The organism is Caballeronia sp. SEWSISQ10-4 2 (assembly GCF_030464885.1).
GTDB lineage: Bacteria > Pseudomonadota > Gammaproteobacteria > Burkholderiales > Burkholderiaceae > Caballeronia.
Genome location: NZ_JALPRJ010000087.1, coordinates 18,402 through 32,059, shown reverse-complemented (window position 1 = coordinate 32,059; position 13,658 = coordinate 18,402). Strand labels below are relative to the sequence as shown.

12 protein-coding genes are annotated in these 13,658 nt (G+C 58.7%); 10 read left to right on the top strand and 2 right to left on the bottom strand.

Features of this window, described 5'->3' with window-relative positions; translation table 11 throughout:
- Nucleotides 1-356: 356 nt before the first annotated feature.
- The 4 genes from M0D69_RS36700 (at nucleotide 357) to M0D69_RS36685 (ending at nucleotide 5,130) form a co-directional block, all read left to right on the top strand.
- On the top strand, nucleotides 357-1,070 hold the full coding sequence (locus tag M0D69_RS36700; RefSeq protein WP_301786725.1) for an alanyl-tRNA editing protein: 714 nt from the start codon (nucleotides 357-359) through the stop codon (nucleotides 1,068-1,070).
- A 33-nt stretch (nucleotides 1,071-1,103) separates the two neighbouring features.
- Nucleotides 1,104-1,949: an AraC family transcriptional regulator gene (locus tag M0D69_RS36695; RefSeq protein ID WP_301786724.1), complete on the top strand. Its 846-nt coding sequence runs from the start codon at nucleotides 1,104-1,106 to the stop codon at nucleotides 1,947-1,949.
- Between the two features lie 656 nt (nucleotides 1,950-2,605).
- On the top strand, nucleotides 2,606-2,887 hold the full coding sequence (locus tag M0D69_RS36690) for a hypothetical protein (protein ID WP_301786723.1): 282 nt from the start codon (nucleotides 2,606-2,608) through the stop codon (nucleotides 2,885-2,887).
- Nucleotides 2,884-5,130 carry a hypothetical protein gene (locus tag M0D69_RS36685; protein WP_301786722.1) on the top strand — a complete coding sequence of 749 codons (2,247 nt, stop codon included), beginning with the start codon at nucleotides 2,884-2,886 and terminating at the stop codon, nucleotides 5,128-5,130. The genes M0D69_RS36690 and M0D69_RS36685 overlap by 4 nt, the downstream gene beginning before the upstream one ends.
- A gap of 192 nt (nucleotides 5,131-5,322) precedes the next feature.
- Here the strand turns inward: M0D69_RS36685 and M0D69_RS36680 are convergent, their stop codons facing one another.
- Nucleotides 5,323-6,087, bottom strand: coding sequence for a GntR family transcriptional regulator (locus tag M0D69_RS36680; protein WP_301786721.1), 765 nt, complete (start codon nucleotides 6,085-6,087; stop codon nucleotides 5,323-5,325).
- A 68-nt stretch (nucleotides 6,088-6,155) separates the two neighbouring features.
- On the opposite strand from M0D69_RS36680, the gene M0D69_RS36675 reads away from it, so the two are divergent.
- From M0D69_RS36675 to M0D69_RS36650, 6 genes are all read left to right on the top strand, one after another.
- Nucleotides 6,156-6,887 (top strand): enoyl-CoA hydratase/isomerase family protein, encoded by a 732-nt coding sequence (locus M0D69_RS36675; protein WP_301786720.1) that lies wholly within the window; start codon nucleotides 6,156-6,158, stop codon nucleotides 6,885-6,887.
- Nucleotides 6,888-6,939: 52 nt separating this feature from the next.
- Nucleotides 6,940-8,328 (top strand): MFS transporter, encoded by a 1,389-nt coding sequence (locus M0D69_RS36670; protein WP_301786719.1) that lies wholly within the window; start codon nucleotides 6,940-6,942, stop codon nucleotides 8,326-8,328.
- A 17-nt stretch (nucleotides 8,329-8,345) separates the two neighbouring features.
- The gene (locus M0D69_RS36665; protein ID WP_301786718.1) at nucleotides 8,346-9,857 is read left to right on the top strand and encodes an aldehyde dehydrogenase; all 1,512 of its coding nucleotides are present in this window, start codon (nucleotides 8,346-8,348) and stop codon (nucleotides 9,855-9,857) included.
- A 139-nt stretch (nucleotides 9,858-9,996) separates the two neighbouring features.
- The gene (locus tag M0D69_RS36660; RefSeq protein ID WP_301786717.1) at nucleotides 9,997-10,545 is read left to right on the top strand and encodes a carboxymuconolactone decarboxylase family protein; all 549 of its coding nucleotides are present in this window, start codon (nucleotides 9,997-9,999) and stop codon (nucleotides 10,543-10,545) included.
- Between the two features lie 203 nt (nucleotides 10,546-10,748).
- The gene (locus M0D69_RS36655; protein WP_301786716.1) at nucleotides 10,749-11,603 is read left to right on the top strand and encodes a helix-turn-helix domain-containing protein; all 855 of its coding nucleotides are present in this window, start codon (nucleotides 10,749-10,751) and stop codon (nucleotides 11,601-11,603) included.
- 74 nt (nucleotides 11,604-11,677) lie between these two features.
- The gene (locus M0D69_RS36650; protein ID WP_301786715.1) at nucleotides 11,678-12,523 is read left to right on the top strand and encodes a GNAT family N-acetyltransferase; all 846 of its coding nucleotides are present in this window, start codon (nucleotides 11,678-11,680) and stop codon (nucleotides 12,521-12,523) included.
- Nucleotides 12,524-12,592: 69 nt separating this feature from the next.
- Here M0D69_RS36650 and M0D69_RS36645 read toward each other — a convergent pair whose 3' ends face one another.
- Complete coding sequence (locus M0D69_RS36645) at nucleotides 12,593-13,636, bottom strand: lyase (protein ID WP_301786714.1); 1,044 nt, start codon at nucleotides 13,634-13,636, stop codon at nucleotides 12,593-12,595.
- Nucleotides 13,637-13,658: the final 22 nt, after the last annotated feature.

The window sequence follows — 13,658 nt, the reverse complement described above, 5'->3', positions numbered from 1 at the left end:
ACTAACTTGCCGGTGGTGGGAAAGCGCTTTCTTTGCTTCGTTTCTTTGTCGCTTTGGACAAATGACGTGCCGCCACGCACAGTGGCTAACAGTGATAAAGAAATCAGCTAGCTCACGCGTGCCGCCAACGCCGAAAGTAGCAACCCGGCATCGACTCCGACCACCAACACCGAACGCACCAATCCAGCACCACCCCCGCCCACCCGCACCCGCACCAGCAGACCAAAACCCAAAACCCGTCCACCGGCGCGAGCGAAAAACCAACGACTGAGCCAAAGCGCACTTTTGTCCAAGAGCGACGACAGCCGGCTCATTACACTGGGATTCCACCGAATGGAATTCAAGAGAGTCGCGCAATGCCCCACTACCTGTGTCATGAGCAGCCGGATCTGCTCGAATTCGAGACTTTCGTGGTTGACGCCAGGCCTGGCGCGGTCGTGTTGGCGCGCTCGGCATTGCATCCCGGCGGAGGCGGCCAGGTGTCCGACGTGGGGACGCTTAGTCACGCAGGTGGCATTGCGCGGATCACAGGCATTTCCGTCGAAAAGGGTCGGCATTGGCACTTGCTCGACGCGCCGCTCGAACTCGATGGCGAAGTCCAGGTGGCGATCGATCGCGATTGGCGCTCGACTGTCTCGCAGTTACATACAGGTACCCATATTCTGAATGCGCTCGTTTATCAGCGTTTTGCCGGGGCGCTGGTGACAGGTGTACAGATCAACGGAGATGGTTTGGCCCGCATGGATTTCGATCTGCCGGATGCGGACAATGACGCACTACGAGCGCTTGAAGCGCCGCTTAACGATGCGATCCATCAGGCCCTGGCGGTTCGCGCTTATTACGTTAGCGCGGCACAGGCGAAAGCGGAGCCCGGTTTGATCCGCAGCTTGTCGGTGGCACCACCGCCGACGTCGGACGGTACGGTGCGCATTGTCGACATCGACGGACTTGACCGGCAAGCGTGCGGGGGTAGTCATCTGAGCAACACCGCGCAATCGCGGCCGCTTCGCATTACCAAGGTCGAGAATAAAGGGCGCCGCAACCGTCGCGTTAGAATCGAACTGGTTTGAAGCAAGCCCGGGTCTCGTGTCGACGGAGTCGCAATGACGGAGCACAAACAGGAACTGGTCTACTGGCGCGATGGCGCGCTCGATGGCGCTTGTCTTGTGAGTGCCCGCTATGTCGCCCACGAATTCGATCGCCATATGCACGACGAACTCGTTATTGTCATGACCGAAGATGGCGCCGGTCAGTGCCGTACCCGTGCGGGCAGCGATGTCTCGGGACCCGGCACCGTCCGGATCTTCGGCGCAGGCGAGTATCACTGCGGCAAGGTCTGGGAAGGCCGGGCGTGGAACTACCGCGCAATCTATCTCGACATGCAGGGTCTGGCCGCGCTTAGTGCTGTCTTTCATGAAGACTCGCGCGACGACAAACCGCTTTTCGTTCCTCCCGGCCTTTATCGTGATCCGCAGCTTTCACGCCTGCTGATCAAGGCGCATGCCAGCCTCGAAAAGAATGGCAAGACGCCGATGATGGAGCGGCAAGCGAATTGGTGGGCGGCAATGGGCGTGCTCTTCGGGCGGTATGGGCAACCCAGGCCTGTTGTGGAGGTGGCGGGCCGGGAAGCAGGGAAGATGGCGCAGGTGCGCGATTACATCGCGGCACACTATGACCGCGATATTCCAGTCGATGAGCTGGCGTCACATGTCAACCTGAGCCGCTTCCATTTGATGCGCTCCTTTTGCAAGGAATTCGGTTTGCCCCCGCATGCCTACGCGAGCCAGGTCCGCCTGATAGCTGCGAAACAACTTCTTGCGATGGGTCAAAGACCCGCAGAGGCGGCGGCTGCGGTCGGCCTTTACGATCAAAGTCATCTGAACCGTCTGTTCAAGCGCGCATATGGCATTACGCCAGGCGTTTATGCGGCTTTAAGGCCGGAGCAATGAACGAGGTTGCGTGCTTCGCCGGGTAACCTCGTCATAGCAATTGCGGCCGGCCTGTCCTGCCTTAAACGCGGTAGACCCTGTATTCCGATTTCACGGCTTTCTATGGTCCACCATCGCCGGCGTCGCTAAGTCCGTCGCCGATCCCACCGGCCACTATGCCCGGCCGCAACCCGCCTCCTGTTCAGCTCAAGCAGGTCAAGAGCAGTCGAACATTTCTCTTCAACAGAATATTTGCCCGCATCGCCAACTGCGAGGGGCGTTATACAGACAACGAAAAACGCGGGTTTATCTGCGCCGGTTGAACGCGAATTGCGCTTGCCGATTTCTTTTGTCTGACTTTTCGCTTGGGCGCGTGAATGAGTAACTTTGGCCGACCGGCCGCTACATTTTCAATAATTTATATTAAATGACGCAATATTGACTTTGATACGATTCATCATCCCGTCAACTTGGTAAGACTTTGAAATGATTCCGGAGGGGAGGCGGCCAACTTGTGCTGCAAGTTGACATGGCTCATGTCCGATGCGTATTACGTCGCCGACCAGACTTGAAGATAGAGATCTGAGTTTTCACACGCATTTGTCAGATGATTAATACGCAAACATGCTGAAGTTGTGAATTGAACCTAAGCAATGCGCAGCATGGAGACGAAAACAATGCCTAAGTTTGGCGGCGTGGAGAAGAATAAGAATGACCTGCCCGTCATGGGTCCGGCGGAACGGCGAGTCACGCTGAACCGAGCCCGTGATCTAACGGAGTGCTTAGGGCGCGGCTCGGCTCAAGCGAGGCGTTTCTCAGGCAATCGTCATGTGCTGCTCGAGAACAACTTAACCGACCTCGGCGCCTGCACCTCTGCGGAAATCTCTCTATTTGAAAACGCTGGATCCCGCCGCTTTGGGCTGGGTTTTTTGCCTTTTCCGTACCCAAATCAGCGATGATAAAACTCAATAAAGTTTCGGTGATTCTCGTAATCACCAGCGTAATGCTGAGCGCATGTGGCGGCGGAGGGGGCGGTGCCGCTAGTACAACGGATCAAGGCAATGGTGTTTCGGGCTCGGCAAGCAGCGCCGCTTCTGCGAGTGCGGCGGCTGGCGCCGCGTCATCGACTTCCGCGCAATCTTCGTCAACGAATGCCGGAACATCGGCGTCCGGCGCAGTCATCATGCCTCTGGAGGTGATGACTGCCGGCAGTGGCAAGGTCATAAGCGTGACGCTCACTGTGCCAGGCGGCGCGGCAGCGAAAGTCCTGACCATGAAGGTCAACAATCTATCGTACGACGGCAAAGGCTCCGTTCAGATAAACGGCGGAAATTGGATTAATTTGACTAACGCAAACGTTACCGTATTGGGTAATGCGAAACTTTACGGCGGCATAGGGGGAGGCTACGACACAATCAGCTTGAACGTACCCATCTCCGGTGCAATAAACGGCAGCAACGTCATTAATTTCCGTTTCAACACAACAGATGGCGTCAGTTCCGGATACAGGGTTTTATCGTTTAATTTGCTGAATGCATCCGGGCAGAATTTAGTTTCAAGCAATAACTTTACTCAAGACGATCCAACTAAATGGACCGCGCCGCTTCCCAAAACCAGTGACATCAATGCCGGTCAGGTTTTGTGGCAAAGCGCCGCGCTGGTGGATTCACCCATCAACGCGGGCCAGAAGCTCAAGGCCCACTGCATGGACTGCCACACTGCCAACGGTAGCGATCTGTACAAATTCAATTATTCGAACAATTCCATTGTTGTTCGAAGTGAATACCACGGGTTGACCGAAAATCAAGGTCTGCAGATCGCCAGCTATATTAGAAGCCTGTCGAATCAATACCCGACGCCGGGCGCGAAGTGCCGACCGTGGAACCCGCCTTATCAGCCGGGGCCCGGTCTGGACACTGCTCCGGTAAGTGACTGGACGTGCGGGGCCGGAATCGACGCGGTGTCCGAGAACGACCTGGATACGCTCGCGGCAGTTTTCCCGAGCGGGATTAATAAAGCCGCTATATCGACCAAAGGACAAATCAATATCAGGGAAATACCCATCGGTCTTCAATTGCCCGATTGGAATCACTGGGTTCCGCACATCCATCCTAAAGACGCGTGGGGTGACTATTTCACCAACAGCAACCTGAACAAGCTTTACGCGGGAGAGGGTACGGGAAACGGGACTTACAATATGAAAACTCAGCTTGCCACGGGTGGGACCAGCTACGCTCAAGGCAAAACAGGCGATATTTTTAACGATCTGTATTACTGGGGAGTCGAGTTCGGTGAAAGGTTCGCACCGCCTAATGAGGGCGTAGTCGGAAGCTATACCATTCCACAACAGAAAAATCTGTATGGGACGGTGCAGTGGCAACTGATGAAATCCTGGGAACTTGCGCAGGACAACGCGCTGGAAGTCAACTGCCCTATTGCGTGGGTTAATAAAGCGCAGGCTCCGAAACCCGAGCAAAGAGGCTGGTGCGGATATTGGCGGTTCATATTCAATGTATCGCCGCATATACAAGGATTTCCTGTCAATAACAGCATGTTCGGCAGTGCCGTTGCTGATTATGTAAAGGCGAATCAATGGTATTACCTGCAGATTTTGCTGAACCCGGGATCGGGTGCTCACAACGTGCACTTGCCAACCGATTGGCAGTACGCATACGGTCTGCTCGATAATCTATATCAAAGCAGCGGCAGACCCGAGCCGATCCGAAATTTCCTGTATGTCTTGAAAGGCGCCCAGGAAATGGATAACGGCGTGGGGGTGGCCAACGTCTCTCGTGGCTGGACGATTCGGGATTCCAGTCCCCTGGATGTATGGAATGGCGGACAGAACGGTGTCTGGAAAGGAACCAGCCTTGCGACGGAGCAGGCCGTCGTTAACGCCTTCTTGTCAAACTGGATGGACACAACAACAAGCTTCAATATCAACTCCTGGCAACGCGAGGGGCAAGCCAATGCCGTGAGCGGTGAGACGACCTGTTTTTGGAGCATGAGAAGCTTGTGCGCTATCAATTACGTTCACGGGACGCTGTCGGGGGGCACCGTCGCAAACTTCCCGACCTGGACATGGAACCAGATCCCGCTGATGCAAGCGGAGGGAATTGATAAGGCTCAGGTGAATCGGCTGGCGACCTGGTTAAACACCGCGTACCCGAGCGGCAATTACCTGAGCCTGCTTCAGAACTGATCGGCGTCTGGGACACAGGCAGTGCATTCGCGCTGCCTGATGACGCTTTCGCTGAGTATCAGGCTCGGTACCACGTGCCCGGGTCCTGTGCCAAAGCGGAACCCCCTGATCATGCTCTTGCGTTGCTAAAGCTCCGGGGAACGGGCCGCTTAGCTAACCAGGAGTCCGCTTTCAACTGCGGAGCCGCCATCGCTACCGCTCACCTTCAGTTTCCTTCAACACGTCGGTGGCAGCTTCGCAAGCGCCGCGCAGTTGCTCGCGCATCAGGTCTTGCACGCTTTGATCTCCCGCGGCAATTGCGTCCTTGATCTTGACCGCCTGGTCAAACGACACGCGCATCCGCCCCCCGCGAGACATTGCTATACGCCGCAGGCGCCGCACCGGCCCGATCAGGCTCGCATGCGTAGCCTGCAGCGTACGATTGTCGGCAATTGTCATCACGATCGAATAAAAACGGTCGAGCGCATCCACATAAGCAGCGGGGTCTTCAGCGACTACACCCGCCCGCATTTCCTCGATCACATCTTCCAGTTGTGCTCGCCCCAGCGCCGTGATGTTCTGCGCGGACAGCTGCACGGCAAGGCACTCGAGCGCCGTGCGCACGGTGTAGATCTCCGTCACGTCGCGCAGCGTCACCGACCGTACAAATGCGCCTACCCGCGCCACAACCGTCACAAGCCTCTCGCGTTCGAGTTGCGCGAACGCCTCACGCATTGGCGTGCGGCTGACGTTCAACTGCTTCGCCACCTGCACCTCCGAGAGCCGACTTCCTGGTGCCAGCACGCCTTCCACGATCGCTTCCCGGAGAGCCGGCACCACCACGCCGTCGCTGAGCGAGTCACTGGAGGCATCGACCGTGCGCATTCGCGCGTGATATTTGCGGCCGATGGCATCGAGCGCCTGGTCCGGCACCTCGACGGTTTCTTCCACCAGCATGCCTTTCGTTGCAGAGGCCATTGACATTCCGTTATTCGATGAATACGCTGTATACAGATAATACAGGCGATTATACAACAGGAGGCGACTTGCATAACGCACCTTTGCCGCAGCCGGTCATAATCGACCGGTCCGGCGCGGTTCTGACCTTCACGCTCAATAACGCCGATGCCGGCAATGAAGTCACCGGGCCGATGTTCGACGCGATGATTGCCGCGCTGCGCAGCGAAGCGACTCTGCCGACAGCGCGTGTTTTGCGCATCCGCGCACTCGGCGAGGTCTTCTGCACAGGTCGCGAGCGCGCCGGCAACGATGCAGCGTCCATCCACCGGGAAGTGTCGCGCCTGATTGAGTTGAAGCGGCTGTTGCGGGCGTCGACGTTGATCACGATCGCGGAAGTACAGGGCGATGCCTTCGGCTTCGGCTTCGGCCTGGCCATCCTGTGCGACCTCACGCTCGTGTCGAGCAGCGCAAGGCTCGCATTCCCCGAGATGCGCAAGGGTTTGCCTCCCGCCGCGATCATGGCCTACCTCGGCCGTTACGCGCTGCCAAAGCAAGTGTTCCCCATGGTCCTTTTCGGCGATGCCGTCACGCCCGACGCGGCACTGAACGCTGGTCTTGTGACGCGAGTCTGTGCGCCCGGCTCGCTGCGAGCTGAAGCCGATTCGCTCATCGATCGAATCCTCACCCTCGACGACACCAGCGCGCGCCAATGCAAGTCCTTCTTTCAGGCGGCTGAGGAAAGCTCGCTCGAGCACAACTTCCGCTGCGCGACTGAAACGCTGACGGTGGCATCGCTGCGACTCTCGGCGACGAAGTAATCCGGCAGTTCATGCAATACGACAAACCATTCAAGGTTTGCAGGAGACAGAAATGAATGTGAATGCAGGAGCGCGGCTGGATCGCCTTCCGGTCTCGGGGTTTCATCGGCGGATCATGTGGCTGATCGGGATCGGCATGTTCTTCGATGGCTTTGATATCTACGTTGCATCGACCGTGCTCGGCGCCACGCTGCAAAGCGGCTTCTCGACGCTCGGCCAAAACGCGTTGTTTGTCTCGCTGACGTTCCTCGGCATGATGCTTGGCTCGCTAGCGACAGGTTTTCTGGGTGACCGTTTCGGCCGCCGCTTCACATACCAGACCAACCTCATGGTGTTTGGCATCGCGTCGCTTGGCGCCGCGCTTGCGCCGAACATGGCGGTGTTGATCGCGTTTCGTTTCGTGATGGGCCTTGGACTTGGGGCGGAAAACGTGGTTGGTTATTCGACGCTCACCGAGTTCGCCCCACCCGCGTCGCGCGGCAAGATGCAGGGGCTGATGGCCGTGTTTGTCGTGTCGGGACTTCCGGTTGCGGGGCTTATCGGACTGGTGTTGATTCCGTCGTTCGGCTGGCGCGCGATGTTCGTGCTTGGAGGGATCGGGGCGCTCGGCGTGTGGTATGCCCGCAAGTCGTTGCCGGAGTCGCCGCGCTGGCTCGAATCCATTGATCGTCATGAGGATGCCGAAGCAATTCTTGAAAAGATAGAAAACGAAGTGAAGGCCGAACACGGCGGCGTGCTGCCGGCACCCGCGCCGAAGCCGGCCGTCGCGCCGTCGCGCGCGCTCGGTTCACTCTTCACCGGCGCGATGTTGCCGCGCATGATTGTCGGCTGCGTGACGCTGGTGGTGATCAACACGCTGCTATACGGTTTCGTTACGTGGCTGCCGACCTTCTTCGTTCATCAGGGCTTCAGCATTGCGAAGTCGTTCGGTTATGCACTCGTGATGTCGCTCGGCGCTCCGGTCGGCTCGGGTATCGGCGCGATGACGGCGGACCGATGGGGCCGCAAGCCGACCATCATCGGCGCGTCAGCCTTCGCCATCGTGTTTGGCGCGATCTATCCGTTCGTGAGCAACCCGATCATGCTGCCAATCGTCGGCTTGCTGTTGGTTATTCCCATCTACGTGCTGGTCGCCTTGCTGTTCGCGATCTATGTGCCCGAGTTGTTCCCAACTGAAGTGCGCCTGCGTGCATCGGGCATCTGCAACACACTCGGTCGAGGCGCGACGATTGTCACGCCGTTCATCGTGGTGGCGCTGTTCGGACGCTACGGCGTGGTCGGCGTGCTCGCACTGATGATCGGCTTGCTGGCGATTCAAATCGTGGTGGTGGCGTGGCTTGGCGTCGAGCCGACCGGCCAGCGCCTCGAAGATCTTCAACCGGCGGACGCACCTGCGCGTCTCGATGCCGGCGCCGATACGCGGGTGTCCCCGCTCAAGTAGACACGGAGAAACTCAAGATGGATGCAGTGAACAAGCAGTTCCTGAGCGCGCAGTTGTTTATTGACGGCAAGTTCGTCGATGCCGCGTCTGGAGCGACCATGGATATCATCAATCCCGCGGATGGCAGCGTGATCGGTAATCTCTCGAAGGCATCGGCGGAGGATGTCGATCATGCAGTGCAATCCGCGCATGCTGCGTTTGAAAGCGGTGTATGGCGCGATATGCCGTTCCAGCAACGTGCCCGCGTGCTGAATCGTTTCGCGGATTTGTTCGAGGCCGACCTTGAGAATTTCTACAAGCTCGAGACACTCAATAATGGCCGGCCGCTCGTGGAGACGCGTGCGCAGATTTTCCGCTTGCCGCAGTTCTACCGCTATTTCGCGGCGCTCGCGCTCACGCGCCGCAGCGATGTGATTCCCATCGAAGGGCCCTATCTTTGCTACACGCAGCGCGTGCCGCTTGGCGTGTGCGCGTTGATGACGTCGTTCAATCACCCGTTGATGATTCTTTCGAAGAGTCTCGCGCCGGCGCTTGCGACGGGCAACAGTGTGGTGATCAAGGCTTCCGAGCAGACGCCGCTCACGACGGTGCGGCTGGTTGCGTTGTTGCAGCAGGCCGGGGTTCCCGACGGTGTCGTGAACGTCATCAACGGTGAGGGCAAGGAGGCGGGAGCGGCGCTGGCGCGTCATCCGTTGATCGCGAAGGTGGTTTTTACGGGAGGAACGGAAGTGGGGCGCTCGATTGGCGAGGCGGCCGCGCAGACTTTTGCACTGACGACGCTCGAACTGGGCGGCAAGGGCGCGGTGATCCTGTTCGACGATATGGACATCGATCGCGCGGTGAATGGTGCTGCGTTCGCGGCGTTTATCGGCGCGGGGCAGACGTGCGTGTGCGGGGCGCGCCTGCTCGTGCAAGAATCGATCTACCAGCAGTTTCTCGGGAAGTTTCGCGCCAAGGTTGCTTCGATTCGCGTTGGCAATCCGGCTGACATCAATACGCAACTAGGTCCGGTTATTTCCGAACGTTCGCGTGCTCGCATCCTGGGAATGCTGGAGCGGGGTATGGCCGACGGCGCGAAACTGCTGACCGGCGGCGGCATTCCGGCCCATCTGAACGAAGGGTTCTATCTTCAGCCCACCGCCTTCTATGATGTCGATCCAAAATCCGAACTGGGTCAAGCCGAGGTGTTCGGACCCGTCACGGTGATCATGCCGTTCAAGGATGAGGCGGATGCACTGCGCATTGCCAACGATACGCCTTTCGGGCTCGCGGCTTCCGTGTGGACCACAGACGTAGCGCGTGCGCATCGGGTGGCGAGCAAGCTGGTATTTGGCATGGTCTGGATCAACGATCACCATCGGCTGGATCCGGCTTCGCCCTGGGGTGGTTTTAAGAATAGCGGTGTGGGACGCGAAACGGGAATCGAGTCGTTCGATCAGTTCAGCGAGCCGCGTGCGGTCACGGTGAATACGAGTGGTACAACCGTCGACTGGTATGCGGATGACGGGCAGCTCAAACGGCTCAATTGAAGGAGGAGCGAGGCGATTGTCCGTGGCCCAGTGATCAAGGCTATTACATGCAAGGTAATTGGCCTGCTGTCCTCTCGTGAATATTCTGTGGTTGTCGCGCAATTTATCCTGACGCGCGCTCACTATCGAGGACACCAGCATGTCAATTTATCGCATTCACACTGTTGAGTCGGCACCGGAACAATCCAGGCCCGTGCTGCGCGAGCTGCAGCACGCGTTTGGACTTATCCCAAACATCGCGGGAGCCATGGCCGAGTCGCCCGTACTGATCAACGGCTTCATCGGTCTGTTCCAGAAAGTTCATGCGGGTAGCTTCACGGAGGCACAGATACAGACTCTGCTGCTGACCAACGCCGTGACCAACGCGTGTTCGTGGGCGGTTGCATTTCATACCGCCCTCGCGCTCAAAGAGGGCCTTCATTCAGCCGACGTCGAAGCCATTCGCGACGGTCGCGCGCCTGAGGATCGCAAGCATGCCGCACTCTCGACCTTGACCAAAACATTGATCGAGAAGCGCGGACATCTTGATGACCGGGACGTCGGGAGGTTTCTGGAGGCAGGCTTCAATCAAGCTCAGGTGCTCGAGGTACTCGGGGTACTTGCCGCTTCGACCATCACAAATTACGTCGGCAGCATCACCAAGCCGCCAGTAGAAGCGCCGTTCCAGGCGCACCTCTGGAAGGCATAGTGATTTGGGGTGGCTGCCGTCAATTGCGGAGAGCGGCATACATGCCTCCAGGGGTCTGGATGGAATGTCTGTCGCCCGATTTTCAGGCCGCAACCGGGAGTATGCTTGTTGGCAAGATTCGATTGCGAGCGCCGGAAGTTCGATGCCCGGCGCGCGCGGTAATCACCCAAGCTTATCTGTATTCATTTTCGAACGAGAGGCCGATGAATTCCGGGGATCCCGATATCAAGGCACCGCCTAATGAACTAGGCGTGTTGCTGCGTCACTGGAGAGATATGCGCGGCACGAGCCAGTTGGACCTGTCGTTCAATGCCGGTGTGTCGCAGCGTCACATCAGTTTTATCGAGAGCGGACGCAGCGTGCCGAGTCGTCAGATGCTGATGGATATCGCTCAGACGCTCGACATTCCTCTGCGCGAACGCAACACGTTGCTACTGGCGGCGGGCTACGCACCGATGTATTCCGAAGCGTCGTGGAATTCCCAGGAAATGCGGAGCGTTACCAAGGCGCTTGAACGCATCTTGCGTCAACATGAGCCGTTTCCGGCCGTGGTAATGGACCGCTATTGGAATGTCCTGATGACCAACGAGTCCGCGCCGCGCTTCTTCAATTGCTTCATCGATATGGCTGCGCGAAAGGGGCCGCGCAACATGCTGCATCTTGTTTTCGATCCGGAAGGGATGCGTCCGTTTGTTGCCGATTGGGAAGGCGTGGCAAAAAGCCTGATTCAGCGCGTGTACCGTGAATCGGTAGGTCGCGTGATTGACGATCAGACGCGGCAGTTGCTCGCCGCGCTGCTTGCTTATCCGGACGTGCAGGCTGGCTGGAAGGATCAAAACGTCCGGAGCGCTTCGTCCTCTACGCCAGCCATGCCGGTGATACCCATTGGTTTCATCAAGGACGGCAACGTCCTGAATTATTTTTCGATGGTCACAAGTGTGGGGACTCCACAAAGCGTCGCGGCGCAGGAGTTACGCATTGAATGCATGTTCCCGGCGGATGATGAGACGGAGGTTCGTCATCTGGAGATGATCAGGACACTTCCAGATGAGCGCTGAACGTACGTGGTCGCTTTGCGTATTCCGGTCGCATTGGACGCCTTGGCCAACCTCTATCCGGCTGGAGCCATTTCATGAACGAGCGTAGCGATTTCATCGTGCGGAATATGTCGGCGGACGAAGTCGAATTGCCGGTCGAGTGGGCTGCGTTGGAAGGGTGGAACCCTGGCCTGCATGATGCGTCGTGTTTTTGGGCAGCGGACCCGGACGGCTTTTTTATCGCAGAGTGGCGCGGCGAGCCGGTCGCATGCATATCCGCTGTCGCCTACGACCAAGGCTTTGGCTTTATCGGTCTGTATATCGTGAAACCGGCGTTTCGTGGCAGAGGTTTCGGCATGCGTATCTGGCAGCACGGCATGGACTATCTGCGAAACCGCAACGTGGGTCTTGACGGCGTCCTCGCTCAGCAAGAGAACTACAGGAAGTCGGGCTTTCAGCTTGCGTATCGCAACATCCGCTTTCAGGGCGTTGCGCAAGGTGCGGTGTGCGCAGACATTTCGAATGCGTCCGATCTGCCGTTCGAGCAACTGCTTGAGTACGACCGCCAATGCTTTCCCGCTGCGCGTGCGCGCTTTCTCGCCGCATGGATCGGACAACCGGACGCCGTTGCGCTGACGGCAATCCGCGATGATCGTGTCGCGGGGTACGGTGTGCTGCGCCGTTGCAGGACAGGGTGCAAGATCGGCCCGCTCTTCGCCGATAACGATCAGATCGCAAGCGATCTGTTTGATGGACTGGCCGCGCGCATGCCGGGCGAGGTCATTGTCCTGGATGTGCCGGAGACCAACCCGGCTGCGGTTGCTCTGGCCAAAAGGCACGGCATGACAAGCGTTTTCGAAACCGCACGAATGTACACGCAGGAGCCGCCTACGATTTCCATCGAGCGTGTTTTCGGCGTGACCTCGTTCGAACTCGGGTGATGAGCGCTCCATGCACGCCTTTGCTTGCGTTGTCGAGCAAAGCGCTCGCGGGGGCAGCATAGCGTGCTGTCAATTTCCGCCGGGATCTGGTGCGCGAGACTGGTAGCGGAGCAGATGATCGGTGCCGGATTCGGATAGCCAGACTTCTCCCGGGCGGCCCATCATCTGACGCACGTTCGCGTGCGGGCGCGGCAGCGCAAACACGTCGAACCGCTCGGCGCGCGGGTCGAAGCGCACCAGCGCATTGGCGCTCCATTCACTGAGCCAGACGATGTCCTGGTCATCTACGAATATCGCGTATGCATGCGGATCTTCGCCGGGCAGCCGCCATTCACGCCATCGACGCGTCGCCGGATCGAATACGCCGAGTTTCCCCACGTCCCACTCGCTGACCCAGACGCGCCCCTTCGAATCGGACCATACGCGGCGCGCGCCCTGATTCAGCGTCGGCGGCTCGATGACCTGTGTCGCGCCGCTCGCGGGATCGATGCGGCCGAGGTAGCTTCCCGCTAGTGACGCGAAATACAGGCTGCCGTTCGGGGTCACGCAGATACCGTAGGGGCCGCGCCCGCGGGGTGCATCGAAGACGCGTATGCGGGCGAGCTTCGGATCGAGCTCGCCATAGATACCGTTTTGGCCGGTAAACCAGAGATGCCCGTGTTTGTCGAAGACCGCGGTGTTCAGATTGGCGTCCGGCCGGTCCTTCGGCAACGAAAAATGCGTGACGGCGAGCGTCTTTGGATCGATGCGGACGATGGCGTTCAAGCCGCCGTCGGTGACCCATGCGGCGCGATCGGGACCGACGATTACGCCGTGCGGTGCTGACCCGTCGCCCAGCGGAATCTTCTCGATCTTGCCGCTACGCGGGTCCAGCCGTCCGACTGCGCCTTGCGCCTGCGCGGTGTACCACACGGAACCGTCGGGCGCCGGCGCGACGTCATGCGGCGCGCTGCCGGTTGGGAGAGCGAAGCTGTCGAACGACGGTGGCTGCGCGTGTGCTGAACCGACGGCAAGCGCGGCGCTCACCAGGGCGGACGCAATAGACGGAGCCAGCGCGCATTCGAGAATCTTGTTCTTCGTTGCCACGGCCCGTTCCCTCGCGATCTCGAGCATGTTCGCCTCCACGTCGCAGGAT

Excerpts from the sequence above, each read along its gene's own strand:
- M0D69_RS36700 (WP_301786725.1), top strand. The coding sequence starts at position 357 with ATGCCCCACTACCTGTGTCATGAGCAGCCGGATCTGCTCGAATTCGAG.
- M0D69_RS36695 (WP_301786724.1), top strand. The coding sequence starts at position 1,104 with ATGACGGAGCACAAACAGGAACTGGTCTACTGGCGCGATGGCGCGCTC.
- M0D69_RS36690 (WP_301786723.1), top strand. The coding sequence starts at position 2,606 with ATGCCTAAGTTTGGCGGCGTGGAGAAGAATAAGAATGACCTGCCCGTC.
- M0D69_RS36685 (WP_301786722.1), top strand. The coding sequence starts at position 2,884 with ATGATAAAACTCAATAAAGTTTCGGTGATTCTCGTAATCACCAGCGTA.
- M0D69_RS36680 (WP_301786721.1), bottom strand. The coding sequence starts at position 6,087 with ATGGCCTCTGCAACGAAAGGCATGCTGGTGGAAGAAACCGTCGAGGTG.
- M0D69_RS36670 (WP_301786719.1), top strand. The coding sequence starts at position 6,940 with ATGAATGTGAATGCAGGAGCGCGGCTGGATCGCCTTCCGGTCTCGGGG.
- M0D69_RS36665 (WP_301786718.1), top strand. The coding sequence starts at position 8,346 with ATGGATGCAGTGAACAAGCAGTTCCTGAGCGCGCAGTTGTTTATTGAC.
- M0D69_RS36660 (WP_301786717.1), top strand. The coding sequence starts at position 9,997 with ATGTCAATTTATCGCATTCACACTGTTGAGTCGGCACCGGAACAATCC.
- M0D69_RS36655 (WP_301786716.1), top strand. The coding sequence starts at position 10,749 with ATGAATTCCGGGGATCCCGATATCAAGGCACCGCCTAATGAACTAGGC.
- M0D69_RS36650 (WP_301786715.1), top strand. The coding sequence starts at position 11,678 with ATGAACGAGCGTAGCGATTTCATCGTGCGGAATATGTCGGCGGACGAA.
- M0D69_RS36645 (WP_301786714.1), bottom strand. The coding sequence starts at position 13,636 with ATGCTCGAGATCGCGAGGGAACGGGCCGTGGCAACGAAGAACAAGATT.